This window comes from Streptomyces albus subsp. albus (assembly GCF_000725885.1).
GTDB classification, from domain to species: Bacteria; Actinomycetota; Actinomycetes; order Streptomycetales; family Streptomycetaceae; genus Streptomyces; species Streptomyces albus.
Genome location: NZ_JODR01000013.1, coordinates 97,231 through 122,778 on the forward strand (window position 1 = coordinate 97,231; position 25,548 = coordinate 122,778).

A 25,548-nucleotide genomic window follows, 5' to 3' on the forward strand; every position below is an offset into this window, starting at 1 on the left:
GGCGTCAGTCGCGCAGTGCGGTCTTCACCAGGTGGGCCCACTGGGCGACGACGCGTTCGCGGCGGGCGGTGTCGTCGGTCAGCAGGTTGGCCAGGCCCAGGCCGCGGGCCATGTCGAGGAGGCCCTGCACGGTTTCGCGGACGCCCGGGCGCTGCTCGTCCACGCCGAGCAGTTCGACCGCCATGCGGTGGGTCTCCCGTCCGATGCGGGCCTCCAGGGCGGTGACGCGGGGCCCCAGTTGTGGTTCGTCGGCGGCGGCGACCCACAGGTGGAGGGCGGCGCGGAAGAGGGGGCCGGTGTAGAGGTCGACGAGGGTGCGTACGGCTGCGTGCGTGGTGGCGGGGGTGGGCAGTTCGCGCAGGGCTCTGGAGCGCTCTTCGGCCACGTACTCGACGGCGGCGGTGAACAGGTCCTCGCGGGTGGGGAAATGGTGCTGGGCGGCGCCCCGGGAGACGCCGGCGTGTTCGGCCACCACGGTGACGGTGCTGCCGGTCCAGCCGAGTTCGGCCAGGCAGGTCACGGCGGACTCCAGCAGCCGCTGCCGGGTGGCGCGGCTGCGGTCCTGCTTGGGGGCCGCGCCGCGCCCGCCGGCGGTTCGTTCCCGGGCCGCCCGCGCGTTCACCGCGCGGGCGTCTGCCGCACTGCCCATTCGGGCTCCCGTCGTTCGAGGAAGGCCGTCATGCCCTCGCGGGCCTCGTCCGACGCGAACAGCCGCGCGGACAGTTCTGCGAGGGTACCGGTGTCCCGGTCGAAGGCGGCCAGCACCTCCCGTGTGACCAGCCGTTTCGACTCGGCGAGCCCTTGCGGGGAGCCGCGCCGCAGCCCGTCCAGGACGGGTTCCAGCGCCTCGTCCACGTCGTCGGCGGCGAGGGTCACCAGTCCGATCCGGGCGGCCTCCTGCGGGCCGAAGCGTTCGCCCGTCAGGTAGTAGCGCGCCATGGCGCGCGGGTCGGTGCGCGGCAGCACCGTCATCGAGATCACCGCCGGGGCGACCCCGATCCGGGCCTCGGTGAAGGCGAACGTGGCGCCGGGGCCCGCGACGGAGATGTCGCAGGCGGCCAGCAGTCCCGTGCCGCCCGCCCGCACGTGCCCGGTCACCCGGGCGACGACGGGTTTGGGGAAGGCCACCACCGTGCGCAGCAGCCGGGCGAGGGCCAGCGGTGCGTCGGCCGGGGCCCCCGCCGCGCTCGCCTCGCCCAGGTCGGCGCCCGCGCAGAAGGTGGAGCCGGTGTGGGTGAGCAGGACGGCGCGGACGGTGTCGTCGGCGCCGGCCCGCTCCAGTGCGTCGTACAGCTGCGCCACCAGGCGGGTCGAGAGCGCGTTGCGGTTGTGCGGCGAGTCGAGGGTGAGGGTGCGGATGCCGTCGTGTGCGGCCTCGGTGACGAGGCTCCGCGCTGCCGTGCCCATCAGTACGACTTCGGCAGGCCGAGGGTCTGGTGGGAGACGTAGTTGAGGATCATCTCCCTGCTGACCGGCGCGATCCGGGCCACCCTGGAGGCCGTCACCATCGCCGCGAGGCCGTACTCGCGGGTCAGGCCGTTGCCGCCCAGCGTGTGCACGGACTGGTCCACCGCCCTGACGCACGCCTCGGCCGCCGCGTACTTGGCCATGTTCGCCGCCTCGCCCGCGCCGATGTCGTCCCCCTCGTCGTACAGGCGGGCCGCCTTCTGCGTCATCAGCCGGGCGCACTCGACCTCGATGTGCACCTGCGCCAGGGGATGCGCGATGGCCTGGTGGGCGCCGATGGGTTCCTTCCACACCTGCCGGGTGCGGGCGTAGTCCACCGCGCGGCCGATGCAGTAGCGGGCCATGCCCAGGGCGAACGCGGCCGTCATGATGCGCTCCGGGTTGAGGCCGGCGAACAGTTGGAGGAGTCCGGCGTCCTCGTCGCCGACCAGCGCGTCGGCGGGGAGCCGTACGTCGTCCAGCACCAGCTCGAACTGCTTCTCCGGAGCGCCGATCTCCATGTCGATCATGTTGCGGGTGAAGCCGTCGGCGTCCCGGGGGACGAGGAACAGACACGGTTTGAGCCTGCCCGTGCGGGCGTCCTCGGTACGGCCCACGATCATCGTGGCCTCGGCGATGTCCACTCCGGAGACGAACACCTTGCGGCCGGTCAGCAGCCAGTCGCCGGTGGCCGCCTCGCGCCGGGCCGTGGTGGTGATGCGGTGCGAGTTGGAGCCGGCGTCCGGCTCCGTGATGCCGAACGCCATCTTGCGGGTGCCGTCCGCCAGGCCCGGCAGCCAGGTGCGCTTCTGCTCCTCGGTGCCGAAGCGGGCTATCACCGTGCCGCAGATCGCCGGTGAGACCACCAGCATCAGCAGGGGGCAGCCCGCGGCGCCCAGTTCCTCCAGGACGATGGACAGCTCCTGGATGCCCGAGCCGCCTCCGCCGTACTCCTCGGGGAGGTTGACGCCGAGGTAGCCGAGTGCGGCGGCCTCGGCCCACAGTTCGTCCGTGTGCTTGCCGCTGCGGACCACGTCCGCGAAGTAGTCGCGGCCGTAGCGGTTGCCGAGCGCGGCGACGGAGGCGCGCAGCGCGCGCTGTTCCTCGGTCTCGATGAGGGCGGACATCGTGGCTCCTCGGGTCGTGGTGGGTGCGCGCACTGCGCGCGGGCGGGGCACGTGTGTCTCGTACGGGGGCGCTCCCCGGGGGCGCCCGGGGTCAGGCGGTGACGACCGCCAGCGGGGCGCCGACCTCGACCTGCTGGCCGACGGTCACATGGAGGGCGGTGAGCCGCCCGTCGGCCGGGGCGGTGATCCGGTGCTCCATCTTCATGGCCTCCAGCCACAGCAGCACCTGCCCGGCGGTGACGTCGGCGCCGGGCCGTACGCCGTCCGCGACCCGGACGACCGTGCCCGGCATCGGCGCCAGCAGCGAGCCCGGCTCCAGTGCCGTGTCCGGTTCGGGCAGCCGGGGCAGGCAGGTGAAGGCGTGCCGGCCGGCGAACACCCGCTCGCCGTGCACCGCGACCGGGTACCGGCGGCGCACTCCGCGGCTCTCCAGGACGACTTCGTCCGGCCGGGCCGCGACGACGCGCACCCCGGGTTCCTCCGCCAGCAGCGTGCCGCCCCTGCCCCACCGGTACCGCACCTCGTGCTCGCGGCCCGCGGCGTCGGTGTAGCGGCGGCTGGAGGGCGCGGAGGCGAGGTTGCGCCAGCCGCCGACGCGGGCGGCGAGCCGGGGGCGTCCCGGCCGGTCCCGTACGGCCTGTCCGAGCGCGGCGGCCAGCAGCGCGTGCGCCGTGTCGTCCTCGGTGCCGGGGGCGGTCAGCTCGGCCAGGTTGCGCTCGTAGAAGCCGGTGTCGAGGCGGGCGGGGTCGAAGTCGGGGTGCCGCAGGGAGCCGACGAGCAGATCGCGGTTGGTGACGGGCCCGTGCAGCGTCGCCCCGTCCAGCGCGCGGGCGAGTTTGCGGACGGCTGCGGCGCGGGTGGGGGCCCAGGCGACGACCTTGGCGAGCATCGGGTCGTAGTGGACGGGGATGTCGTCGCCGTCCTCCACCCCGGCGTCCACGCGGACGTCACCGGGCACGTGGAACCGCCACAGCCGGCCGCTCTGCGGGCGCCAGCCGGCGGCGGGGTCCTCCGCGTACAGGCGGGCCTCGACGGCGTGCCCCTGCGGCTCGGGCGGCCCCCCGGCGGGCAGCGGTTCGCCCTCGGCGACGCGGATCTGGTGCGCGACCAGGTCCGTGCGGAAGACGGCCTCCGTCACGGGGTGTTCGACCTGGAGGCGGGTGTTCATCTCCAGGAAGTAGGGGCGGCCCTCGCGGGAGAGCAGGAACTCCACCGTGCCGGCGCCCCGGTAGTCCACCGCGCGGGCCGCCGCGACGGCCGCCTCCTCCAGGGTGCGCAGCACCTCGTCGCCGAGGCCGGGGGCGGGGGCCTCCTCGACGACCTTCTGGTGCCGCCGCTGGAGGGAGCAGTCACGGGTGCCCAGCGCCCACACGGTCCCGTACGCGTCGGCGAGGATCTGCACCTCGACGTGGCGGCCTCCTTCCAGGTACGGCTCGACGAAGACCTCGCCGTCCCCGAACGCGGCGGCGGCCTCCGCGCGTGCCGCCTCGACCTCCGCTTCCAGATCGTCGATGCGGCGTACGACACGCATGCCGCGCCCGCCGCCGCCGGCCGCGGCCTTCACCAGAACGGGCAGCTCCCGCGCGGTGATCCGCTCCGGCTCCAGCGACGGCGGCAGCGGCACGCCCGCATGCGCCATGAGTTTCTTGGCGCCCGTTTTGGAGGCCATGGCCTCGATCGCCGCGGGCGGCGGCCCGATCCACACCAGCCCGGCCTCCTCGACGGCGCGGGCGAAGCCGGCGTTCTCGGAGAGGAAGCCGTAACCGGGGTGCACGGCGTCGGCTCCGGCGGCGAGCGCCGCCCGCACGATCAGGTCGCCGCGCAGATAGGTGTCGGCGGGTGCGTCGCCCGGCAGCCGCACGGCGGCGTCGGCCTCCCGTACGTGCGCGGCGCCGGCGTCCGCGTCGGAGTGCACCGCCACGGTGGCGATGCCCAGCGCGCGGCAGGTGCGGAAGACGCGGCGGGCGATCTCGCCGCGGTTGGCGACCAGTACGGAGTCGATCATTGCCTGCTCCCCTGCGGGCCGGTGGGTTTCCCTCATGCCGCTCACATCCGGAAGACGCCGAAGCCGCCGCGGGCCCCGGCCACCGGCGCACTGTGGATGGCCGACAGACAGATGCCCAGGACGGTGCGGGTGTCGCGGGGGTCGATGACGCCGTCGTCGTAGAGCCGCCCGGACAGGAACATCGGCAGCGACTCGCTCTCGATCTGCTGCTCGACCATGGCCCGCAGCCCCGCGTCGGCCTCCTCGTCGAACGGCTTGCCCTTGGCCGCCGCCGACTCGCGCATCACGATGGACAGCACCCCGGCCAGCTGCTGCGGGCCCATGACGGCCGACTTGGCGCTGGGCCAGGCGAACAGGAACCGCGGCTCGTAGGCCCGGCCGCACATCCCGTAGTGGCCCGCCCCGTAGCTGGCGCCCATCAGCACCGACAGGTGCGGCACCGTCGAGTTGGACACCGCGTTGATCATCATCGAGCCGTGCTTGACGATGCCGCCCTGCTCGTACTCCGTGCCCACCATGTAGCCGGTCGTGTTGTGCAGGAACAGCAGCGGGATGTCCCGCTGGTTGGCGAGCTGGATGAACTGGGTGGCCTTCTGCGACTCCGCGCTGAAGAGCACCCCCTGCGCGTTGGCGAGGATGCCCACCGGGTAGCCGTGCAGGCGCGCCCAGCCGGTCACCAGGCTCGCCCCGTACAGCGGTTTGAACTCGTCGAACTCCGAGCCGTCCACGATCCGCGCGATCACCTCCCGCGGGTCGAACGGCACCTTCAGATCGCCGGGCACCACGCCCAGCAGCTCCTCCGCGTCGTACAGCGGCTCCCGCACGGTGCCCGGGTCCGGGTCGGGGTGTGCCTTGCGCACGTTGAGACGGGCCACCACCCGCCGTGCCTGGCGCAGCGCGTCGTGCTCGTCCAGCGCGTAGTGGTCGGCCAGTCCGGAGGTGCGGGCGTGCATGTCGGCGCCGCCCAGCTCCTCGTCGTCGGCCTCCTCGCCGGTCGCCATCCGCACCAGCGGCGGCCCGCCGAGGAACACCTTCGCGCGCTCCTTCACCATGATCACGTGGTCGGACATGCCGGGGATGTAGGCGCCGCCCGCCGTCGAGTTGCCGAAGACGACCGCCACCGTCGGGATGCCCGCCCGCGACAGCCGCGTGATGTCCCGGAAGAGGGCACCACCGGGAATGAAGATCTCCTTTTGGCTGGGCAGGTCCGCACCGCCGCTCTCCACCAGGCTGACGCACGGCAGCCGGTTCGCGTACGCGATCTCGTTGGCCCGCAGCGCCTTCTTCAACGTCCACGGGTTGCTGGCGCCGCCGCGCACCGTCGGATCGTTCGCGGTGATCAGGCACTCGACGCCCTCGATCACGCCGATGCCCGTCACCAGCGAGGCGCCCGTCGTGTAGTCGGTGCCCCACGCCGCCAGCGGGGACAGCTCCAGGAACGGCGTGTCCGGGTCCACCAGCAACTCGATCCGCTCGCGGGCCGTCAGCTTGCCCCGCTCGCGGTGCCGCCGCACATACTTCTCGCCGCCGCCCTCCAGCGCCTTGGCCTGCTCCGCGTCCAGCTCGGCCAGTTTGGCCAGCATCGTCTCGCGGTTCGCCGCGTACTCCGGGGCGTTGGTGTCCAGGGCCGAGCGGAGGGCCCCCGCGCTCACGGTCACTTCAGCAATCCCTCCGGTATGTCCAGGTGCCGTGCGCGCAGCCACTCGCCGAGCGCCTTGGCCTGCGGGTCGAACCGGTGCTGCGACGCGACGCCCGCGCCGAGGATGCCGTCGACCACGAAGTTGAGGGCCGCCAGATTGGGCAGCTCGTAGCGGGTGACCGGCAGGTCACCCGTCTCCGGCAGCAGTGCGCGCAGCCGCTCGACGGTCAGGGTCTCGCGCAGCCACGCGTGAACGGCCGGGTCCGCGTCCCGCGCCCACACCCCGATGTTGGCGCTCCCGCCCTTGTCACCACTGCGCGCCCCGGCGACGGTGCCGAGCGGCACCCGGCGGGTCGCGGTGGGTACCGCGGCGGGGGGCGGGGCCGCGGGGTTGTTCGCGGGAGCGGGTGGGGCCGCGGGGTTGTTCGCGGAGCTGAGCCCGGGGGTTGGTGCCGGGGCCGGCTCGTGGCTCGGTGCCGGGGTGGGGCCCGGTGCCGGGGACGGTTCCGGAGCGGCCTCGGGTCCTGCTGCCGGAGCCGGCTCGTGGCTCGGTGCCGGAGCGGGCTCGTGGCTCGGTGCCGGCGCGGGCTCAGGGCTCGGTGCCGGGGCGAGCTCGTGGCTCGGTGCCGGGGTTGGGCCCGAGAAGGTCACGTCCTGGCGGGTGCCGTCCGGGAGTACCGCCACATGCGGCACCTGCGCCGCGTCCACGTACACCGCCTCGAACACCCCGTACGGCGCCCCGCGCGAGGGTGGCGCCGTCACGTGGAAGCCGGGAATGCTGGCCAGCGCCAGTTCGATCGCGGGGCCGGAGACGGCGCGGCCCACCACCTTTTCGTCGTCGTCCCGCACCACCAGCCGCAGCAGGGCGCTCGCCTCCTCCTGCACTGCGGCGTCCGCGTGGTCGGTGCGGGCGAGGCTCCAGGAGACCTCGCGGGGGCGGCGGCCCCGGTCGAGCGCGGCCTCCATCTGGGTGCGCACCAGCGCGGCCTTGGCCTCGATGTCGAGGCCGGTCAGCACGAAGGTGACCTCGTTGCGGAAGCCGCCGAGCCGGGTGAGGCCCACCTTGAGGGTGCCGGGCCGCGGCTCGCCCCGTACCCCTTCGATGCGGACCCGGTCGGGGCCCGCCTGGCTGAGCCGCACGGTGTCCAGGCGGGCGGTCACATCGGGGCCCGGATAGCGCGGGCCCGCCGTCTCGTACAGCAGCTGCGCGGTGACGGTGCCGACGGTGACCGCACCACCGGTGCCCGGGTGTTTGGTCACCACGGACGAGCCGTCGGCGTGGATCTCCGCGAGCGGGAAGCCGGGGTGCCGTACGTCGATGCCGTCCTGCGCGAAGAAGGCGTAGTTGCCGCCCGTCGCCTGGGTGCCGCACTCCAGGACGTGCCCCGCGACGACGGCGCCGGCCAGCCGGTCCCAGTCGTCGTCGGCCCAGCCGAAGTGCGCGGCGGCGCAACCGCTGACCAGGGCGGCGTCGGTGACACGGCCGGTGATCACCACCTCGGCGCCGGCCCGCAGGCAGGCGGCGATCCCGGCGCCGCCCAGATAGGCGTTGGCCGTCAGCACGCCCTCGCCCCAGTCGCGGGCGGCCAGCAGATCGTCGCCCTCCACGTGGGCGACCCGCACCGGTACGCCCACCCGCCGGCCCAACTCCCGTACGGCCTCGGCGAGTCCCGCCGGGTTGAGGCCGCCCGCGTTGGTGACCAGGGTGACGCCGCGCTCCTTGGCGAGCCCCAGCCCTTCCTCCAACTGGCGCAGGAACGTCCTGGCATAGCCGCGCGCCGGGTCGGCCAGCCGGTCGCGGCCGAGGATGAGCATGGTCAGCTCGGCGAGGTAGTCGCCGGTCAGGATGTCGAGGGGGCCGCCGGTCAGCATCTCGGAGAGGGCGTCGAAGCGGTCGCCGTAGAAGCCGGAGGCGTTGCCGATGCGCAGCACCCCGGCGGGCGCGCTCACGCCTCCTCCCGCCGCGCGCGGCCCTGCCCCGGTGGGCCGGCGAACGCCTGGGCGATGCCCAGCCACCGTTCGGCCTCGGCGCCCTCGGCGTGCACGTCCGCGTCGTCGCGGTGCAGCCGCTGGGTGACCAGCCGGCAGAAGTCGAGCGCGTCACCGGTCACCCGTTCCGCCGCGTCCGCCGGGCCGTGCGCCCACACCTCGCCGCCCGGCCCGGTGACCTCCACCCGGAACGGTGCGGCGGGCGGCCCAAGTCCGCGGGCGGCGTACGCGTAGTCGCGGGCCCGCACCCCGATCCGTACGACGTGCCGCAGCCGGGCGGTGGCCTCGCGGACCACGCCGAGCGCGTCGGCTACGTCCTCGCCGTGCGCCCACGTCTCCATCAGCCGCCCGGTCGCCATGCTGGGAGCGCTCATGGCCGTGCCGTACCAGGGCATCCGCGTGCCCTCGGGCAGGGCCGCCAGCGCGGCGGCGAGCGCGGTGGTACCGGCGCGCCACCCGGCGAGCAGCACATCGGGCGGGCGGCGGGCGCCGCGGGCCGCTCCCTCGTCGATGAAGGCGGCCGGGTCGGGCCCGGCCGTCAGCGCGGCGGCCTCGCGGCGGAACGCGTCGGGGTCGGTGGCGGCGAGCAGCGCCCGCTCGTCGGTCCACGCCAGGTGGGCGATCTGATGGGCGACGGTCCAGCCGGGCGCCGGGGTGGGGGTGGCCCAGCCGGCGGCCGGCAGGGCGGCCACCACGCCTTCCAGGGCTTCGGTCTCGGCCCGCAGGTCGTCCAGCACCTCGTCGAGCACCTGTGTCGGTTCCGCCACTGCCCGCCCTCCCGGGTCGCGCTCTCGGCGGGCAGGGCGCACCCGTGGGTGCGGCACCCCGCGTGGGGTCCCGGCCGCCGTCCGTGGCCCCGAGACTGACAGCCGCTCACAAAACAAGCAAGCGTGCTTGCATTACTTTTCCGCCATCGACAGCTCACGGGAAAGCCCGCGGGCGCGTGCGGGGCGGGGCGCGCGATGCGCCCTCGCTGTGACTCTCCTGCGGTGTGGCTAGGCGGGCAGGCGCCAGCTTGGCCCGTCGGGGGCAGCGAGCCAGGCGTGTTGCGCGTCAGGGGTGACGGTGAGGCCGAATTCGGTGGGGCCCGGGGAGGCGGCGTCCTGCCACAGGGCGAGGGCCTGTTCGATGGCGTCCCACAGCAGCACCGGGCCACCCTGCCTCACGGTCCAGCCGTCTCCGTCCGGGGTGAGGACGGCGAATGCATCGTTGCGGGCGTCGAGCACGTACGTGCTCACCGTGCCGTCGTCGGCGGGCAAGGAGAAGTGGCGGGCGTGCGGCAACGCGAGCTGAGCGACGAAACCGCTGTCCGGCATGGTCAGAACCTCGGGGCCGTACCTGGTGTCGCGGGTGGCGCCTTCGTCCGGGGCCGGGAGCATTCCGAAGCTTGCCGGTGCGTCCTGCTGTCGGGCCATCATGAAAGTCGGGTCTCCGGTGAGAAACCGGCCGTGCGCGGTGTGCTCGTCCTCGACGGTCAGTCGTACGAGGCCGAGGGAGCGCATCCAGCCGCGGAGCGTGGCGACGATCAGCCCGCCGGGGCGGGTCTGCCGCACCCATGCCGCAGGGATGCTCCGCACACCCATGGTGGCGATGGTGCGGTGCGCCGGCGGGCAGCCGGGGGCGCCGCCGAGGCCGTCGCCGATCAGGAGGCGGGGGCGGTAGCCGCACCGGGCGAGATTCGCGTCGGCGCGGGCGCTGACGTGCGGGTCGGTTTCGACGGAGGTGACACGGTCGTCGGCGAGGTAGTGACACATGAGTGCGGTCGAGTAGCCGGTGCCCGTCCCGTACTCCGTCACCCTGTGGCCCTCCTCGACTCGCAGGTCCTCCAGCATCCGTACGACCAGTGAGGGAAGGGTCGAGGACGAGGTGGGGTGCGCGTCGCTGACGGGCTGCGGGTCGGCCCAGTCGATTTCGCGGCCGTCGAACTGCGTGATCAGCGTCTCGTCGGCGTAAGCCAGCCGTAGCCACTCGTCGAGGCCGACGAGTTCGGGCGTGACGGGCACCCAGGTGGTGAGTCCGGGGGCGTCGGTCTCGGCGTAGAACCGGGGGACCAGTTCGTGCCGGGGGACTGCCTCGACTGCGGCACGCCAGCCGGGCGAGCGGAGCCGGCCTGCGGCGGCGAGCCGGTCGGCGAGCTGCCGCCGCAGTCCGGCCGCGATGCTCTCGACGTCAGGCTCGGTCATGGGTACCTCGTTCCAGTAGGTCTGCGAGGGCCGCGGTCATGGGCAGGCCGGTCGGTGGTTCCAGCCATGCCCACTGCCCCGACGGATTGCACTCGATGAACGTCCACTCGCCGGATGAGGACAGGGTGAAGTCGAAAGCGCCGAAGACGAGTCCGAAGTGCATCAGGTATGAGCGGATCCCGCGCGCGACGGCCGGCGGCGTGGTGATCGGCGTGTAGGTGTGAGTGCTGTAGTCGGTGCGCCAGTCGAGCAGGTCACAGTCGATACGCACCGCGAACAAGCGCTCGCCGATCACGGTCACGCGGATGTCGGCGGCCTTGTCCATACGTGCCTGGAACAGGTGCATGGTGCCGGAAACGCTCTCGTCGAGCTCATCGGCGGCGACCTCGGCGACGGGTAGGGTCTGCGCCTTGTCGTCGACGAGGTACAGCGGCACGGACAGCGGTTTGAAGATGACCCGGCCGTGTTCCTCGATGAAGGCGCGAGCGTCCTCGGGCCGGTTCGTGATGAGCGTGGGCGGCACGTCGAAGCCGGACGCCGCCGCGACGGCAAGCCCGGCAGGCTTGTACTCGGCGTCGCCGATGTGGTTGGGGTGGTTGACGTAGAGGCAGTCGGGCAGGGAGGCGAGTACGCCGCCGAGTCCGTAGCGGGCTTGCGCGACAGCGAAACGGGCGTCCTGCGGGTCGAGGTGCGGGAAGGCGAACCCGGACGGGCGCCGGTAGTACAGCGCCCGTACGCCGCCAAGCTCCGCGACGCGGGTCGGGGTCACCACGCTTCCGCCCCACCGTGCCGTGCCCCCGCCGATGCGGGCTGAGCACGACAGGGTTGCGGGGAAGTCTCCGGAGTCGAGCCGCACGACCGGAACGCCCCGGCCGTGCAGCTCGGCAATCACGAGATCCGCGGTCGGGTCGTCGAGGTTGGTGACGACCAGTACCGGACGAGGATCGGTTGTCACTGGTCGGTGTCGTTCCCCGTGTCGCTGTCGGGCGCGTCGCTGTTGCGGTCACCCTGCCCCGTCGTGCCGGTTGGCGGGTTGGTGCCCGAGGAGGTGCCGTGCCCCGGCGCCATCACGACCGCGCCGGCGGCGTCGAGGTAACGGGCGGTCTGTGTGCCGGCGTCCAGTTCGACGCGGGCGTACTGCGGGGCATCGACCGCCGGGTACGGGGCCAGCCTGCGCAGTCCCCACGGCGCGGGCGTCAGATGGCCATGCGGCAAGGGGCTGCCGGTGGGGAATCGGTCTGCGTGGTTGAACATCGCGGTCCCTTCTGTCGAGGATCGGTCGGGTTGTGCGTGCAGAACCCGCCCCGGCAGGCGCTCGACCTGTCCGAGGGCTACGGGCGGATGGCCCAGCCGGGGCGGGGTGGATCCCGCTCCCCTGCCGGGGGGGGTTGGTGGGAGAACCGGTTGACGGGTCATCCCCGGCAGGGGGCGGAGCCTTCACAGGTAGAGCTGTCGTTTGCAGTCCCGGCAGCACGTCTTGCCGCCGCGCTTCTCGGTCTGCCGGTGCGCACACGCATCGGTCCCGGTCATCGCGCCCCCCGCACCGGGCATCGCCGCGGGGTACAGCTCACGGCCCGGGCCGGTCGCACCGTGGCGGCCGTCGGGGCCCTCCGCGGGCAGGGCGCACGGCCGGGGCACATGGGCGGGTACGGCGAGCGAGGCGGACCGCACGGCGGGTTCGCCGGACCCGTCCCGGCCGTACGCCTGGACGCGCACCATGTGATCCAGCTCAGCGATGCACGGGCCGCAGGCGTACACGTCCCCCGTCGCGCCGGGCGTGGCCACCGAGCCGACCCACAAAACGGCCACGCCCTCACGGCGGCAGTACAGCCAACACGTGCCTGTCAGCCACGCGTTGCCGTCGCCCGACTGCGCGACCAGGGGCCACGCGTCACGCCAGGGACGCTCGACGGACGGGGCGAACATCACGCCGCTCCCCCGGCCGTCGGCGCGGGCCGGGCCGACTCCACCGGCACGCAACGGAACGGCCACCGGGTCACCGCGCCGCACCCCTCTCGATGACCGCCGCCAGCTGAAGGGCCACAGGCGAGGAGAACTCGCCGAGGGTCACCAGGGCGTACCCGGCGCCGTCCACACGCAGCGGGGGCCGGACATCCATCGCGGGAAGCTGGATGCCCGCCCGTCGCAGGGCTGCGCCGAGGGCGTCGCGTGCATCCTCGGCTTCCCTGATCTTCTTCCCTGCCGTCCACCGCTCCGTCGCCATGCCGTTCACTCCGTACGTGTCACTTGTCCGCGTGCTCTGCGTGACTACCTGCTCACACCTTGACCGCGAAGTGCCTACGCTCACCAGGGCTGAAGCCATTCCAACGGGACCGGAATAGCCGGGAGTTGAACAGGTGAGCGGAAGAGCTGACCAGACACGAGAGCCCTCGAACGGTGCCGCGTACTTCGGCGAGGAGGTGAAGGCGCTACGGGAAGCGATGGGACTGTCTCAGGGGAAGTTCGCCGACAGGCTCCACTACCAACAAGCGCAGGTCAGCAAGGTTGAGAACGGCACCGTGCTTGCCTCGGAAGCATTCGCGGAAGCCATGGACTGTGACCGGGGGGGACGACAGGACAGGGGCACGTGAACGGCTCCACAGCGGCCGTGCGTGGGTGGACGGCCACGTACGAGCGGCTTCGCGCTGCGGCCGAGTCAGAGGCCCGGTCACTGCGCCTTATCCACTCGATCATGGAGGAACACGCGAATGAAAAGCACACCGGACCCGTGTGACATGCGTTGGGTCAGCAGCACATACAGCGACGGCCAGGGAGGACAGTGCATCCAATGGGCACCCGACCACGCGTGCGCAACCGGTGAGTTCCTGGTACGGGACAGCAAGAACCCGAGCGGGCCCCGCCTCTCCCTGAGCCACGAAGGCTTCGCCAGACTCGTGGAGTTCGCCAAGCACCACGGGTGATCCGCACCCTCAACGGTTCCGACCAACCGGCCCTCGCCACGCGGCGAGGGCCGGTGCCATGTCGCCCACTCCGTGCGTATCACCAGTCCGCGTGCTTTGCGTGACTATCTGCTCACACCTCGACTGCGAAGTGCCTACGCTCACCGGGTCTAATGCCATTCCAACGCGACGGGTAAATGAGGGGGTTGAACACGTGAGCGAGGCGGCCGATCAGGCTCGTGAGCCCTCGAACGGGGCTGCGTACTTCGGCGAGGAGGCGAAGGCTCTGCGTGAAGCCCTGGGGCTGTCCCAGGGACAGTTCGCCGCTGAGCTGCACTACCGGCAGGCGCAGGTCAGCAAGGTCGAGAACGGCACCGTACTGGCGTCAGCGGCGTTCGCCGAGGCCATGGACCGGGTAGCCGGCACGCCAGGCGTGTACGCCCGGCTCCGCGCCAGACTGAGCAAGCAGGGGCACCCCGAATGGTTCGTGCCGTACATCGCTCTGGAGGAGTCCGCGAGCGGGATCACGGATTACTCGTGCACGTTCCTCACGGGCCTGTTGCAGACTCCGGAGTACGCGACGGCGGTCTTCCGCGCCGCACACCCACGGGAAACAGAAGCCCAGCTCAAAGAGCACGTGGAGCTACGTATGAGACGACAAGCGGTCATAGAGCGCGATGCTCCGCCCCTCTTGTGGGTTGTCGTCCACGAGGCCGTATTGCGTACGCGCGTCGGTGGCAGCTCCGTCATGATCAGGCAGCTTGAGCACCTGGCGACGCAGATGGCATCACCCCACGTCACGGTCCAAGTGCTGCCGTACAAAGCGGGTGCCTCGCCCAGCCACTTGCCCTTTACGCTGCTCTCGTTGAACGGCGCGCCCCACTCGGTCTACACCGAAACGCCCACCCATGGCGGCCAAGTGGACGACACATCTAGCGTGGTGGCGTCGGCCGTCGGCATGTTCGATCGGCTTCGCATGGCGGCACTGTCCGAGGAAGAGTCGCTAGCCCTGATTCGCGAGATCACGGAGGTTCACGCCAAATGAGCAGCACGCCCGACCCTCGGCCCATGCGATGGGTCAAGAGCACCTACAGCGGCGGAGACGGGGGCCAGTGCATCGAGTGGGCACCCGACCACGCGTGCGCGACCGGTGAGTTTCTGGTACGGGACAGCAAGAACCCCGACGGGCCCCGCCTCTCCCTGAGCCGCGAAGGATTCGCCTCACTCGTGGAGTTCGCCAAGCACCACGGGTGACCCGCACCCTCAACGGTTCCGACCAACCGGCCCTCGCCACACGGCGGGGGCCGGTGCCATGTCGCCCACTCCGTACGTGTCACTTGGGCACCGAGCCGCTCGCTCACGAAGCCTTCGGATTCCTTCCCGGGGGCCGCCGTCGCTGGACTGGCACCCATCCGGTTCCCTTGGCGTGAGGCGCGCCCGGCTTGTGCGGGCGATGCGGAACGGGAAGGGCTTCCGTAGGGCCCGGCGGGAACGTCAGTCCGTGTGCCTTCTCAGCCGGATTGATGGATGTCGGCAACGTCCAGGACGCCCCCTTGGGGTCTACTCTCAGCGGCACCGCCATGTCCGAGGCCCAGGGGCGCATCCGCAGCGTGGTCGTCGCACGCGGGGGCGGGGACGACGACGATGGCGACAGCAGTGGCGGCAGCAACGGCGACTGCGACCCGGTAGGGGACGGGGAGTGCTCACCCGGGTTCCCCAGCAGTTCGTGCAGCCCGAGGAACTGAGGGACAACATGTCACCCGACGCTGAGGCCCTGTGGGCGCTCGTGCGACCACACACCGGTGAGCAGCACTCCGTACGACCCACCACTCACGGACACGGCTCCGACGTTACGGCCCTCGTTGAAGGCGAGTACGGGCCTGTCTTCGTCAAAGCCTGCCGCAACCGTCCTGGGGGCCGGCGAGCCTCGATCGTCAGGGAGCGCTTGGTCAACCCTTCCGTGCGTGCCCTCTCTCCGGAACTGCGATGGCATGTCGAAGACGACGAGTGGATCGCGCTCGGGTTCGAGGCAGTCGAAGGACGTTCGGCGGACTTCGGTCCGGACTCGGGTGACCTCGGAGTAGTGGTCGGTCTGCTCGACGGTCTTCAGGAGGTCTCTCCGCCAGCCGAGGCCGAGGACTGGCAAGAAACCCGCTGGGACCGGTTCGCTCCCGAGGGAAGCGCCGAGATGTTCAGGGGTGACACGCTGCTCTTCACCGACGTCAACCCCGACAACTTTCTGATCGGGGAGCACCGGAGCTGGATCGTGGACTGGTCCTGGCCCACGCGTGGGGCGGGATTCATCGACCCCGCCTGCCTCGTCGTGCAACTCATCGCGGCCGGGCACACCGCCGGGCAGGCAGAAGGGTGGGCCGCGCGGTGCAAGGGGTGGGTGAACGCGACCCCTGCGGCAATCGACGCGTTCGCCATGGCCACCTTGCGCATGAACGAGCGGCAAGCAGAGCGCTTTCCCGAAGCGAGTTGGCTCGGGGACATGGTTGAGGCCGCCCACCGCTGGGCTGAGCACCGAGGCGTGGCTGAGGGGACTGGTACACGTCCCCAGTGAATGGATGAGTCCGCGTCGGCGTCGTGCCGGCGTGCCTCCTCCGACGCGGCGCACGCTGATCCGCCGGTCCTCGTAGCCACCACGCGGACACAGCGGCCACCAGCCATGCGGACGACGCGACGAACCCGGCCGACATCAAGTGCGCGGTTACCTGGGCGGCCAAGGCCAAGGTGAGGGTCCCAGCAGCCCCTAGCGTGGTGACGAAAGCCGTCGACATGTTCGATCGGCTTCGCATGGCGCCACCGTCCGAGGAAGAGTCGCTAGCCCTGATTCGCAAGATCACGGAGGAGCACGCCAAATGAGCATCACACCCGACACCCAGCCCCTGCGGTGGGTCAAGAGCACCTACAGCAACGGCCAGGGGGGCGAGTGCATTGAGTGGGCACCGGAGCACGCGGCGGCCACGGGTGAGTTCCTGGTCCGTGACAGCAAGGACCCGAACGGCCCGCACCTGACCCTGTCCCGCGAAGGCTTCGCCGCACTCGTGGAGTTCGCCAAGCACCACGGGTGACCCGCGCCCCCATCGCCTCCGACCAACCGGCCCTCGCCACGCGGCGGGGGCCGGTGCCATGTCGGCGCCGGGCCGGGCACTCCGCGCAGCAGCCCCCGGAAACAGGGGGCCCGGAGTGCAAGGCGGCACTTTTCCCCGGCTGCCCTCGCGGGTAACTCCCAGCGGACGGGCGCGCGGCAGCGCGTGACCGGCGCCCTGGCGCACCCGGCGCGCGACCGGTACGTACGACCCGTGCGTACGCCTCGTACGCACGACCGGTACGCGGGGCCGGGCGCCACGCCACACGAAAGCGCCCAGCACGAGAAGCCCCGCCCCGGAACGCCCCGCACGAGAACGTCCGCACGAGACCGCCCCCACCCGGACGGGAAGCGCACACGACAACAGCCCCGTACGCACCGCGATGCCCCGCGCACGGCGGGAAAGGTCCGTACCAGCGCCACCCGTCCGCACCGCGACAGGAAGGGATCCAGCGTGGCCGCGACGCGAAGCTCCGAGCGTTGGCACCGCACCATGCCGCTGCACCGCCTCGACGTCCCCGCACCCCGCGTGCTGCCGTTCGCCATCGGCACGTTCGACACCATCGGCCCGCTCTCCCGGGCCGCCTACCCGCACCGGCACACGTTCTACGAGATCGCCTACGTCACCCGCGGCAGCGGCACCCACGTCATCGACCTGTGCCGCTGGCCGCTGCGCCCGCCCCACCTGTGCGTCGTCACCCCGGGCCAGACCCACCACTGGAACCAGCGCGAACAAGTGCACGGCTGCGTCGTGCTGTTCGACGACGCGTTCCTGCTGGCCCACCCCGGTGACCGGGAACTGCTCAGACGGCTGGGCGAACATCCCTCCCTGCCGCTGTCCCCGCCCGACGCCGACCGCGTGGAGGGACTGCTGGCCGGTATGCGCGGCGAGTACGCCGAGAAACGGCGCGGCACCCTCACCGTCCTCCAGGCCTATCTGCACATCCTGCTGGTGCACGCCGACCGGCTGACGCCCGACCCGCACACCGGCGCCGAGCCCGCGGGCGACGAGGAGAACGGGTGCGGGCAGCGGTCAGCGGCCGTGGCGGGGCAGTTCGTGCGGCTGCTGGAGCAGCCCGGTGCCGCCGGGGCCCGCACCGTCGGCGGCTGCGCCGCCGAGCTCGGCGTCTCCGTCGGCTATCTGACCGCCGCTGTGCGGGCCGCCACCGGACGCACCCCCGGCCGGCTGATCCGGCACGCGCAGGTGCTGGAGGCCAAACGGCTGCTGGCCGGCACGGCGATGACGGTGCGCCGGGTGGCGCACGAGGTCGGATTCGAGGACGCCGCCTACTTCTGCCGCTTCTTCCGGCGGGAGACCGGCGCCAGCCCCGGCCAGTTCCGCCGCGAGGCCCGCGAGTCGCCCGTCGCGTCGAAAAGCACCACGGTCCGGTAACTGAGTCCATCGACCCCGGCCGCACGCGCCCGTAGCGTCATGGCCACTCGGCCGAACCGGCCGGACGCGTCCGTCCCCCGCACTTCCCCCACCTCAGGAGAGCGAGGAACGACCAGTGGACGACAAGCCAGTGGACGACGAGCGCGGCGCCGACAGCCCCTCCCGCCGCATCAGCCGCAAGAGCGTGCTGCGCGCCGCCATGGCCGCCGCCCCCGCGGCGGTCCTCCTCGGCGCGGGAGCGGCCGGTGCGGCCCCCGCGCTGGCCCGCGACCGGGTCGGAGAAGGGCAGCGGCTGGAGCCCACGCCCACCTGTGACGACGGCGACGAGCCGACACCGCCCCAGATGGAGGGCCCCTACTTCAAGCCCAACTCGCCCCAGCGGAGCAACCTCGTCCCGCCCGGGCTGCCCGGCACCCCGCTGACCGTCAGCGGATACGTCTTCGGCCTGGACTGCCGGCCGCTGTCCCGGGTCCTCCTCGACTGGTGGCAGGCCGACCCGAACGGTGCCTACGACAACATCGGCTTCCGCTTCCGGGGCCACCAGTACACCGGCGCCGACGGCTCCTTCCGGCTGACGACGCTGCGGCCCGGCCTCTATCCTGGCCGCACCCGCCATCTGCACGTCAAGGTCCAGGCGCCGGGCCAGCGCATCCTCACCACCCAGCTGTACTTCCCGGGTGAACCCCGCAACAACACCGACCCGATCTTCGACTCCCGGCTGCTGATGACCGTCCAGCAGCAGGGCAGCCAACTGGTCGGCTCGTTCGACTTCGTGGTCATGGGCAACTGACCGGACGAAGGCCTTCAGCGGTCCCAGGCACCTGACCGGACAGCCGTCTGTCAGGTACCTGGGACCGGTGCTGCATACGGGGACGGTGAGCCGCACGAGCCCCACGGGCCTGCCGCCTGGCCGATCGCGACCACGCTGTCACTCAGAGCGTCTACCCTGCTGCACATGTTGCTTCGGTTCCAGCTACCACGGTCACCGCGTCGTCGCGTCGCCCGGTTCTACGCGCGACACTCCTGGACCGATGTGTCAGCACCGGCCTGGGGGCATGATGCCGGGTCCGCCCGCCTGATCGTCCCGCGCGTTCCGACTCGATAGGTTCATCCGATGCCCGGCCGTCTCCTGGAACTCCATGTCGAGAACTTTCGCAGTCTGCGCGACGTAACCATCCCACTCGGCCCGTTGACCGTACTGGTGGGGCCCAACGGAGTCGGCAAGTCGAATGTGTTGAAGGTTTTCGATTTCCTGGCTGCGATCATCCGCACGGACCTCCGTCCCGCGCTGGATGAACGAGGAGGCTTCGATGAAGTGGCCTTCTGGGGAGGCGAAAAGCCCCCGACCACATTGAAGATCCACATCAAAGCCACCTGGACAACGCATGCGAGTCGTAACGCGCCGGACGAGTACTCGCTGACGATCCGCAGGCGCGCTTCCTCCAGGCCGAGCAACGCCGACTCCTACACCCTGTCGCGTCAGGAACGCTTCGCATTCAAGCGGACCGGTGGAAGAGGGCGCCGGATCGCCGTCACCGGCGAAGAGGCCCGGGTACTGGAAGGGCAGGCCGGACGGGAGTCCGACAGCGGGAGCTTCAGCATCCAGCGTCTGAGCAGCGGGCTGTCGACCTTGCCGCGGTTGGGCCGGGCAGACGGGGGCGAGGAAGTGACACGCGTCGCGGACCGGCTCTCCTCCTTCCGGGTGTTCGACGTGGATGTCTCCGCGGCCCGGCAGCCCACGAGGGCCCGTTCGACTCTCGCCGCCAGCCTGGAACCGCACGCTGAGAACCTGGCGGCCTTCCTGGTTCAGCTCAGCGCCGATGAGGATCGCTGGAGACTGCTCACAGAGGATGCGCGCAGGCTGCTTCCGCAGTTGGAGGCCATCGAGTTCGAGCAGGTCGGCGGTTATGCCGACCGTCTCGCTGTCGTGCTGCACGAAAAGGGGCTCCGCCGCACGACTCCCCTGGCGGATGCTTCGTTCGGCACGGTGCGACTCCTGGGCTTGCTCGCCATGTTGTACGACCCGAACCCGCCCGCTCTCACCTGCGTCGAAGAAGTCGACCACGGCTTGCACCCGCAAGCACTCGAACTGATCGTGGAGAGAATGCGTGAGGCTTCTCGGCGCACACAGTTCATCGTGGCCACCCATTCCCCGGCTCTCGTGGACCGGCTGAAGCCGAGCGAGTTCATCGTCTGCGATCGCGACGACAGCGGCGCTTCCATCATTCCGGCCCTGTCGGAGGGGGAAGTCCGAAGCATTGTGGCCGAAACCGGTGATCAGCCCCTTGGGGAGCTGTGGTTCTCCGGGGTACTCGGGGGAGACCTGACGGAGGACGAACTGTGAGCCCGAGGCGCACGGCGAACGCTCCGGGAAAAAACATAGTCGTCCTCGCGGGTGAAAGCTCCAACGACCGTCGCATCCTGGCTTCCTTCATCAAGGCGACCCGCCCGGATCTCGCTTCCGCCGTCGTGCTCGCAGAGATCACCGATCCCGTCAGACTCCGAAAAAAGTCCGGCACCGAACTGATCGCCTCTGCGAGCACCCTGGTGAAGAAGGCCCGGGGGAAAGCGAAACTCAAAAACGGGAGACTTGTGGGCATAGCGGTCCACGAGGACATGGATGCCTGCCCGGGACCCACGTACGACCGTGCACGCAAAGCCGTTTCCAGTGCCCTGTCCAAGGCGTCCGGCGGCACCTGCGAGTCGGTCTACGCCCTGGCAGCGGCGGAGACCGAGGCCTGGCTCCTGCTCTTTCCGGCCGCATTCTCCCTCCACAACCCGTCCTGGTCCTTCCCAGTGGCGTGGAAAGGAAAGGACACGGGCCGACGGCAGACTCCCAAGGAAGACCTCGAAGTCGTGCTCAAGAATCCCCGCTACCGGGAAAGCGACGGGCCTGAGATAGCTTCCAAAGCACTCGCACACGGTTTACTCGCAGAACCCGACGGTTCCAACCGCTCCTACAGCGACTTCATCGCGGATCTGTCCGGGTGGCCCGTGCTGGGCCGCTGAGCAGCGTGTGACAGCGAGCCTGACGGCGCGAGCTCCCGGCAACAGGGACATCGGCTCGCGGTGGCGAAAGACGCACCCTGCACGGAAAGCAAGGGGCACGCATGAGCGCCCCCGCCACCTTCACGCCGGTGACGGGGGGGCGGTGGGCCCGGCTCCGCTCAGCCGGTCAGGTGGTCCGCCAGCACCTCCGCCAGGTGGCGGCTGCGGTAGCCGCCCAGTTGTGCCAGTTGGGTGCGGCACGAGTAGCCGTCCGCGAGCAGGACCGTTCCGGGGGCCGCCTGTCGTACGGCGGGCAGCAGCTGGTCCTCGGCGCAGGCGACGGACACCTCGTAGTGGCCCTTCTCGAAGCCGAAGTTGCCGGCCAGACCGCAGCAACCGCCGCTCAGTTCGCCGGTCAGTCCGGCCCGCTGCCGCAGTTCGCGGTCGGCGGTGTCGCCGATGACGGCGTGCTGGTGGCAGTGGGTCTGGCCGGCGACGGGGCGGTCGATGCGGGGCGGCTGCCAGTCGGGGGCCAGTTCCTGGAGGGTCTGCGCGAAGGTGCGGACCGCTCGTGCCAGGCGCTTCGCGCGGGGGTCCCCGTCCAGCAGTTCGGGCACGTCCGTGCGGAGCGCCGCCGCGCACGGCGGCTCCAGCACCGCGACGGGCAGCCCGGCGTCCAGCGCCGGCTCGATCCGGTCCAGGGTGCGGCGCATCACCGCGCGGGCCCGGTCGAGCTGGCCCGTGGACACGTACGTCAGCCCGCAGCACACCTGCTTCGGCGGGACGACGGGACGCAGGCCCGCGTCCCGGAAGACCCGCACTGCTGCCGAACCCGCCTCGGGCGACAGGTAGTTGGTGAAGGTGTCGGGCCACAGCACGACCGGCTTCCCGGACTCCTGCGCGCGGCCCGGCTGCGCGCGCCACCAGCGGGTGAAGGGGGTGCGGGGCAGCGCCGGGATGTCCCGTTCGGCGGCGAGCCCGCCCAGCCGTTTGGCGAGGGCCGCCAGGGGCGGCACCGCGGCGCCCGCGTTCAGCAGCGGTGCCGTGCGCGTGGCGGCGGCCAGCCGCAGCCAGCGCGGCAGCCGGCCCATCGAGTAGTGCGCCATGGGGCGGCGCCTGCCCGGGTGCGCGGCGTCGCCCTCGTGGTAGTGGTGCAGGAACTCGGCCTTGTAGGTGGCCATGTCCACCCCGACGGGGCAGTCGCTGCGGCAGCCCTTGCAGGACAGGCACAGGTCGAGGGCGTCGTGCACCTCCTCGGACTGCCAGCCGCCGGTCACCACCTCGCCCGCCAGCATCTCGTGCAGCAGCCGCGCCCGGCCCCGCGTCGAGTGCTTCTCCTGGCCGGTCGCGCGGAACGAGGGGCACATCACGCCCGCTCCCGCCACGGTCTCGGTGCGGCACTTGGCGACGCCCACGCAGCGGCGTACGGCGGCGGAGAAGTCACCGCCGTCGTGCGGGTAGCCGAAGGCGACGTCCACCGGCTCGCGCGGCAGCGGCGCGAACCGCAGGTTGGCGTCCAGCGGTTCGGGCCGCACCAGCACGCCCGGGTTGAGCCCGCCCGCCGGGTCCCACAGGTCCTTGAACCGGCCGAAGAGGGCGACCATCTCCTGCCCGTACATGCGGGGCAGCAACTCGGCGCGGGCCTGGCCGTCGCCGTGCTCGCCGGAGAGGGAGCCGCCGTGGGCGACGACGATGTCGGCCAGCGCGGTGGAGAAGTCGCGGAACGTCGCGATGCCGGCCGCGTCCAGCAGGTCGAAGTCGATCCGGACGTGGATGCAGCCGTCGCCGAAGTGCCCGTAGGGCAGCCCGCGCAGCCCGAACTCGCGCAGCAGCTTGCGGAAGTCCCGCAGATAGGCGCCGAGCCGGTCCGGGGGCACCGCGCAGTCCTCCCAGCCGGGCCACGCCTCCGTGCCGTCCGGCATGCGGGTCGCCGTGCCGGAGGCGTCCTCGCGGACCCGCCACAGGGCGCGCTGTCCGGCCGGGTCGGTGACCAGGGTGTGATCGGTGCTCTCCTCGGCCGCCGCACGGCACAGCCGCTGGGCCGCGGCCTTCGCCTGGGCCGCGTTCTCGCCGCCGACCTCCACGAACAGCCAGGCGCCGCCCCGCGGGAGGGCGGCGCGGTCGGCGTCGCCCACCAGGTCGTCGGCCATGCCCTCGACGGTCAATGGACTGTGCGGCAGCAGCCCGGCCGCCGCCTGGGCGGCCACGCTCTCGTCGGCGTACCCGAGGACGGCCAGCACGCGCGCGGCCGGGGCGGGGACCAGCCGGACGGTGGCCCGGGTGAGCACCCCGAGGGTGCCCTCGCTGCCGGTGAAGGCCCGCGCCCAGTCCTCGCCCTTCTCGGGCAGCAGCTCGTCCAGCGCGTAGCCGGAGATCCGGCGCGGCAGCTGCGGGAAACCGGTGCGCAGCCGGGCCAGCTCGTCCCGGACGAGGGCGCGGACGGCCGACCGCAGCGGGCCGGGAACGCCCTCGCCGCCGCGGGCCAGGCGGGCCCGCTCACCGCCGTAGGTGAGCACGTCCAGCTCGCGCACGTTGTCGGCGGTGGTGCCCCAGGCCACCGAGTGGGAGCCGCAGGAGTTGTTGCCGATCATCCCGCCGAGGGTGCAGCGGCTGTGCGTGGAGGGGTCGGGGCCGAAGGTGAGGCCGTGGGGGGCCGCCGCGTTCCGCAGGTCGTCCAGGACGACGCCGGGCCGGACCACGGCGGTGCGGCTCGCGGGGTCCAGCTCCTCGACGGCGCGCATGTGGCGGGTGAAGTCGAGGACGACGCCGAGCCCGGTGGCCTGCCCCGCGATCGACGTGCCCGCGCCCCGGGGCACCACCGGCACCCCGTGGTCACGGCAGACGGCCAGGACGGCCGCCACGTCGTCCTCGTCACGCGGCGCGACCACACCCAGCGGGACGCGGCGGTAGTTCGAGGCGTCCATCGTCACCAGCGCTCTGTCCTGGGCGCCGAACTCCACGTCGCCGCCCACCGCCGCCCGCAGTGCTCTCTCCAGGTTCCGTGCGTCTGCCATGGCCTCAGCGTGCCTGCCGGGACGGCCGGGGCGCTGCCCCCGCAACGGCACGAACACCTGTGTCCCGGATCACGTTCGGGTGACCCGGCGGCGGCGTCAGGGCGCGGCGGCGAACGGGTCCGGGGCGGTGAAGCCCTCCAGGAGCCGGGCCGGCGCCGCCTGCTGCCAGGAGTCGACGACGATGTCCCGCAGCTCCGTCATGTCCTCCAGGGCGGCGAGCCGGGCCCGCACCCAGTTCGAGGACGCCTCGTGCGGCGGCACCCAGAACTTGTGCGGCTCGGCGGCGATCAACTCCTCCCGCTCGTGGCGGGGGCAGCGGACCGCGAACGACGACTCGTCGTCCGGCATCGTCAGGAACATCTTCCCGGCGACCCGGAAGGTGGGCATCGCCCAGGCGATGACCTCCTTCGTCCCGGGCAGCGCCAGGGCGAGCCGCCGGACGTCGTCGGGGCCGGGTCGCGGTCCAGTCATGGCGTCAGCCTAGACGCGGGGACCGACAGCCCCCGCTGTCCACCTCTCGTCTCAGGCGGTGGACGTTCCGCGATGCGGATGCCCGCGCGGCACTAGTCTGGGTTCGTGGCTGATCTCCAGATTCCCGCTGACATCAAGCCCGCCGACGGTCGCTTCGGCTCGGGCCCCAGCAAGGTGCGCCCGGAGGCGCTGCGCGCCCTGGCGGCGACCGGTACCTCCCTGATGGGTACCTCGCACCGCCAGGCGCCGGTCAAGAACCTGGTCGGCAGTGTGCGCGAGGGCGTCCGGGCCCTCTTCTCACTGCCGGAGGGGTACGAAGTCGTCCTGGGCAACGGCGGTTCCACCGCGTTCTGGGACATCGCGACGCACGGCCTGATCTCCACCCGCTCCCAGCACCTGTCGTTCGGCGAGTTCTCCTCCAAGTTCGCCAAGGCCGCCCAGCAGGCGCCGTGGCTCCAGGAGCCCAGCGTCATCTCCAGCGACCCGGGCACCCACCCCGAGGCGCGCGGCGAGCAGGGCGTGGACGTCTACGCCCTCACCCACAACGAGACCTCCACCGGCGTGGCGATGCCGCTGGCCCGGGTGCCCGGCGCGGACGACGGCGCGCTCGTCCTGGTGGACGCCACCTCCGGCGCGGGCGGTCTGCCGGTGGACATCACCGAGACGGACGTCTACTACTTCGCGCCGCAGAAGTCCTTCGCCGCCGACGGCGGGCTGTGGATCGCGGTCTTCTCCCCGGCCGCCGTCGAGCGGGCCGAGCGCATCGCCGCCTCCGACCGGCACATCCCGGCGTTCTTCGACCTGGGGACGGCGATCGACAACTCGCGCAAGAACCAGACGTACAACACCCCGGCGCTGGCCACGCTCTTCCTCCTCGACGACCAGCTGAAGTGGCTGAACGGCCAGGGCGGTCTCGACTGGGCCGTCCAGCGCACCGCGGACTCCTCCTCGCGGCTGTACGCGTGGGCGGAGAAGGCGTCGTTCGCGGCGCCGTTCGTGACCGACCCGCAGCAGCGTTCGCAGGTCGTCGGCACCATCGACTTCGACGAGGACGTGGACGCCGCCGCCGTGGCGAAGGTGCTGCGGGCCAACGGTGTCGTGGACACGGAGCCGTACCGCAAGCTGGGCCGCAACCAGCTGCGGGTCGCCATGTTCCCGGCCATCGAGCCGGCCGACGTCGAGGCGCTGACCGCCTGCGTCGACTACGTGATCGAGCACCTGTGACAGGTCCGGCGCACAGCTGACCGGCACACAGCTGACCGGTACGGAAGAGACCCACGCGGGGCGGGCCACACGGTG

General features: G+C 72.0%; 25 protein-coding genes and 2 pseudogenes. 13 read left to right on the top strand and 14 right to left on the bottom strand.

The window, feature by feature from the left end; translation table 11 throughout:
- Positions 1-4: 4 nt before the first annotated feature.
- From IO40_RS0115935 to IO40_RS0115990, 12 genes are all read right to left on the bottom strand, one after another.
- Positions 5-649, bottom strand: a complete 645-nt coding sequence (locus tag IO40_RS0115935) for a TetR/AcrR family transcriptional regulator (protein WP_016472459.1) — start codon at positions 647-649, stop codon at positions 5-7.
- Positions 619-1,407 (bottom strand): enoyl-CoA hydratase family protein, encoded by a 789-nt coding sequence (locus tag IO40_RS0115940; protein ID WP_031175616.1) that lies wholly within the window; start codon positions 1,405-1,407, stop codon positions 619-621. Before IO40_RS0115940 ends, IO40_RS0115935 begins: the two co-directional genes overlap by 31 nt.
- Positions 1,407-2,573 carry an acyl-CoA dehydrogenase family protein gene (locus IO40_RS0115945; RefSeq protein WP_030406759.1) on the bottom strand — a complete coding sequence of 389 codons (1,167 nt, stop codon included), beginning with the start codon at positions 2,571-2,573 and terminating at the stop codon, positions 1,407-1,409. Before IO40_RS0115945 ends, IO40_RS0115940 begins: the two co-directional genes overlap by 1 nt.
- A gap of 91 nt (positions 2,574-2,664) precedes the next feature.
- On the bottom strand, positions 2,665-4,578 hold the full coding sequence (locus IO40_RS0115950) for an ATP-binding protein (RefSeq protein ID WP_031175617.1): 1,914 nt from the start codon (positions 4,576-4,578) through the stop codon (positions 2,665-2,667).
- 41 nt (positions 4,579-4,619) lie between these two features.
- On the bottom strand, positions 4,620-6,236 hold the full coding sequence (locus tag IO40_RS0115955; protein WP_031175618.1) for an acyl-CoA carboxylase subunit beta: 1,617 nt from the start codon (positions 6,234-6,236) through the stop codon (positions 4,620-4,622).
- Positions 6,233-8,167, bottom strand: a complete 1,935-nt coding sequence (locus tag IO40_RS0115960) for an acyclic terpene utilization AtuA family protein (protein WP_031175619.1) — start codon at positions 8,165-8,167, stop codon at positions 6,233-6,235. The genes IO40_RS0115955 and IO40_RS0115960 overlap by 4 nt, the downstream gene beginning before the upstream one ends.
- Positions 8,164-8,973, bottom strand: coding sequence for a TIGR03084 family metal-binding protein (locus tag IO40_RS0115965; RefSeq protein ID WP_016472453.1), 810 nt, complete (start codon positions 8,971-8,973; stop codon positions 8,164-8,166). Before IO40_RS0115965 ends, IO40_RS0115960 begins: the two co-directional genes overlap by 4 nt.
- 228 nt (positions 8,974-9,201) lie before the next feature.
- Complete coding sequence (gene tgmC / locus IO40_RS0115970; RefSeq protein ID WP_031175620.1) at positions 9,202-10,389, bottom strand: ATP-grasp peptide maturase system methyltransferase; 1,188 nt, start codon at positions 10,387-10,389, stop codon at positions 9,202-9,204.
- Positions 10,376-11,344, bottom strand: coding sequence for an ATP-grasp ribosomal peptide maturase (gene tgmB / locus IO40_RS0115975; protein WP_031175621.1), 969 nt, complete (start codon positions 11,342-11,344; stop codon positions 10,376-10,378). The genes tgmC and tgmB overlap by 14 nt, the downstream gene beginning before the upstream one ends.
- Positions 11,341-11,643 carry a putative ATP-grasp-modified RiPP gene (gene tgmA, locus IO40_RS0115980; RefSeq protein ID WP_031175622.1) on the bottom strand — a complete coding sequence of 101 codons (303 nt, stop codon included), beginning with the start codon at positions 11,641-11,643 and terminating at the stop codon, positions 11,341-11,343. The genes tgmB and tgmA overlap by 4 nt, the downstream gene beginning before the upstream one ends.
- A 183-nt stretch (positions 11,644-11,826) precedes the next feature.
- The gene (locus IO40_RS0115985) at positions 11,827-12,315 is read right to left on the bottom strand and encodes a hypothetical protein (protein ID WP_030406752.1); all 489 of its coding nucleotides are present in this window, start codon (positions 12,313-12,315) and stop codon (positions 11,827-11,829) included.
- A gap of 70 nt (positions 12,316-12,385) precedes the next feature.
- Positions 12,386-12,613 (bottom strand): hypothetical protein, encoded by a 228-nt coding sequence (locus IO40_RS0115990; protein ID WP_030406751.1) that lies wholly within the window; start codon positions 12,611-12,613, stop codon positions 12,386-12,388.
- A 196-nt stretch (positions 12,614-12,809) separates the two neighbouring features.
- Here IO40_RS0115990 and IO40_RS38800 point away from each other — a divergent pair, with 196 nt between their 5' ends.
- The 12 genes and pseudogenes from IO40_RS38800 to IO40_RS0116045 all read left to right on the top strand — a co-directional run bounded on the left by IO40_RS38800 (position 12,810) and on the right by IO40_RS0116045 (position 20,785).
- A complete protein-coding gene (locus IO40_RS38800; RefSeq protein WP_462735512.1) occupies positions 12,810-12,980 on the top strand; it encodes a helix-turn-helix domain-containing protein in 171 nt (56 codons plus the stop codon).
- 117 nt (positions 12,981-13,097) lie between these two features.
- Complete coding sequence (locus tag IO40_RS0116000) at positions 13,098-13,310, top strand: DUF397 domain-containing protein (protein WP_030406750.1); 213 nt, start codon at positions 13,098-13,100, stop codon at positions 13,308-13,310.
- A gap of 193 nt (positions 13,311-13,503) precedes the next feature.
- Complete coding sequence (locus IO40_RS0116005) at positions 13,504-14,334, top strand: helix-turn-helix domain-containing protein (RefSeq protein WP_031175623.1); 831 nt, start codon at positions 13,504-13,506, stop codon at positions 14,332-14,334.
- On the top strand, positions 14,331-14,543 hold the full coding sequence (locus tag IO40_RS0116010) for a DUF397 domain-containing protein (protein ID WP_030406749.1): 213 nt from the start codon (positions 14,331-14,333) through the stop codon (positions 14,541-14,543). Before IO40_RS0116005 ends, IO40_RS0116010 begins: the two co-directional genes overlap by 4 nt.
- A gap of 188 nt (positions 14,544-14,731) precedes the next feature.
- Positions 14,732-14,866: pseudogene (locus IO40_RS39670) on the top strand (SPASM domain-containing protein); the annotation flags it as partial.
- A gap of 3 nt (positions 14,867-14,869) precedes the next feature.
- Positions 14,870-15,034 carry a hypothetical protein gene (locus IO40_RS38250; protein ID WP_174500689.1) on the top strand — a complete coding sequence of 55 codons (165 nt, stop codon included), beginning with the start codon at positions 14,870-14,872 and terminating at the stop codon, positions 15,032-15,034.
- 200 nt (positions 15,035-15,234) lie between these two features.
- Complete coding sequence (locus IO40_RS0116015; protein ID WP_225841456.1) at positions 15,235-15,855, top strand: phosphotransferase; 621 nt, start codon at positions 15,235-15,237, stop codon at positions 15,853-15,855.
- A 298-nt stretch (positions 15,856-16,153) separates the two neighbouring features.
- Complete coding sequence (locus IO40_RS0116025) at positions 16,154-16,366, top strand: DUF397 domain-containing protein (RefSeq protein WP_031175624.1); 213 nt, start codon at positions 16,154-16,156, stop codon at positions 16,364-16,366.
- 471 nt (positions 16,367-16,837) lie between these two features.
- Positions 16,838-17,776 (top strand): helix-turn-helix domain-containing protein, encoded by a 939-nt coding sequence (locus tag IO40_RS0116030; protein ID WP_225841455.1) that lies wholly within the window; start codon positions 16,838-16,840, stop codon positions 17,774-17,776.
- 115 nt (positions 17,777-17,891) lie between these two features.
- Positions 17,892-18,554 (top strand): annotated as a pseudogene (locus IO40_RS0116035) (dioxygenase family protein); the annotation flags it as partial.
- A gap of 336 nt (positions 18,555-18,890) precedes the next feature.
- Positions 18,891-20,120, top strand: coding sequence for an AAA family ATPase (locus IO40_RS0116040; protein WP_031175626.1), 1,230 nt, complete (start codon positions 18,891-18,893; stop codon positions 20,118-20,120).
- Positions 20,117-20,785: a hypothetical protein gene (locus tag IO40_RS0116045; RefSeq protein ID WP_225841454.1), complete on the top strand. Its 669-nt coding sequence runs from the start codon at positions 20,117-20,119 to the stop codon at positions 20,783-20,785. The genes IO40_RS0116040 and IO40_RS0116045 overlap by 4 nt, the downstream gene beginning before the upstream one ends.
- Positions 20,786-20,943: 158 nt before the next feature.
- Here IO40_RS0116045 and IO40_RS0116050 read toward each other — a convergent pair whose 3' ends face one another.
- Both IO40_RS0116050 and IO40_RS0116055 read right to left on the bottom strand, forming a co-directional pair.
- Entirely contained in the window at positions 20,944-23,778 is a 2,835-nt protein-coding gene (locus IO40_RS0116050; RefSeq protein ID WP_031175627.1) for an FAD-binding and (Fe-S)-binding domain-containing protein, read from the bottom strand.
- A 96-nt stretch (positions 23,779-23,874) separates the two neighbouring features.
- Positions 23,875-24,249 carry an MmcQ/YjbR family DNA-binding protein gene (locus IO40_RS0116055; RefSeq protein ID WP_016472440.1) on the bottom strand — a complete coding sequence of 125 codons (375 nt, stop codon included), beginning with the start codon at positions 24,247-24,249 and terminating at the stop codon, positions 23,875-23,877.
- Positions 24,250-24,354: 105 nt separating this feature from the next.
- Between IO40_RS0116055 and serC the strand changes: the two genes are divergently transcribed.
- Positions 24,355-25,473, top strand: a complete 1,119-nt coding sequence (serC, locus tag IO40_RS0116060; RefSeq protein ID WP_031175628.1) for a phosphoserine transaminase — start codon at positions 24,355-24,357, stop codon at positions 25,471-25,473.
- The last annotated feature ends 75 nt before the right edge of the window (positions 25,474-25,548 follow it).

What these genes read in the sequence shown, in the direction of transcription:
- IO40_RS0115935 (WP_016472459.1), bottom strand. Translation starts at nt 649, where the DNA reads ATGGGCAGTGCGGCAGACGCCCGCGCGGTGAACGCGCGGGCGGCCCGG.
- IO40_RS0115940 (WP_031175616.1), bottom strand. Translation starts at nt 1,407, where the DNA reads ATGGGCACGGCAGCGCGGAGCCTCGTCACCGAGGCCGCACACGACGGC.
- IO40_RS0115945 (WP_030406759.1), bottom strand. Translation starts at nt 2,573, where the DNA reads ATGTCCGCCCTCATCGAGACCGAGGAACAGCGCGCGCTGCGCGCCTCC.
- IO40_RS0115950 (WP_031175617.1), bottom strand. Translation starts at nt 4,578, where the DNA reads ATGATCGACTCCGTACTGGTCGCCAACCGCGGCGAGATCGCCCGCCGC.
- tgmC (WP_031175620.1), bottom strand. Translation starts at nt 10,389, where the DNA reads ATGACCGAGCCTGACGTCGAGAGCATCGCGGCCGGACTGCGGCGGCAG.
- tgmA (WP_031175622.1), bottom strand. Translation starts at nt 11,643, where the DNA reads ATGTTCAACCACGCAGACCGATTCCCCACCGGCAGCCCCTTGCCGCAT.
- IO40_RS0115985 (WP_030406752.1), bottom strand. Translation starts at nt 12,315, where the DNA reads ATGTTCGCCCCGTCCGTCGAGCGTCCCTGGCGTGACGCGTGGCCCCTG.
- IO40_RS0115990 (WP_030406751.1), bottom strand. Translation starts at nt 12,613, where the DNA reads ATGGCGACGGAGCGGTGGACGGCAGGGAAGAAGATCAGGGAAGCCGAG.
- IO40_RS0116000 (WP_030406750.1), top strand. Translation starts at nt 13,098, where the DNA reads ATGAAAAGCACACCGGACCCGTGTGACATGCGTTGGGTCAGCAGCACA.
- IO40_RS0116010 (WP_030406749.1), top strand. Translation starts at nt 14,331, where the DNA reads ATGAGCAGCACGCCCGACCCTCGGCCCATGCGATGGGTCAAGAGCACC.
- IO40_RS38250 (WP_174500689.1), top strand. Translation starts at nt 14,870, where the DNA reads ATGTCCGAGGCCCAGGGGCGCATCCGCAGCGTGGTCGTCGCACGCGGG.
- IO40_RS0116025 (WP_031175624.1), top strand. Translation starts at nt 16,154, where the DNA reads ATGAGCATCACACCCGACACCCAGCCCCTGCGGTGGGTCAAGAGCACC.
- IO40_RS0116040 (WP_031175626.1), top strand. Translation starts at nt 18,891, where the DNA reads ATGCCCGGCCGTCTCCTGGAACTCCATGTCGAGAACTTTCGCAGTCTG.
- IO40_RS0116050 (WP_031175627.1), bottom strand. Translation starts at nt 23,778, where the DNA reads ATGGCAGACGCACGGAACCTGGAGAGAGCACTGCGGGCGGCGGTGGGC.
- IO40_RS0116055 (WP_016472440.1), bottom strand. Translation starts at nt 24,249, where the DNA reads ATGACTGGACCGCGACCCGGCCCCGACGACGTCCGGCGGCTCGCCCTG.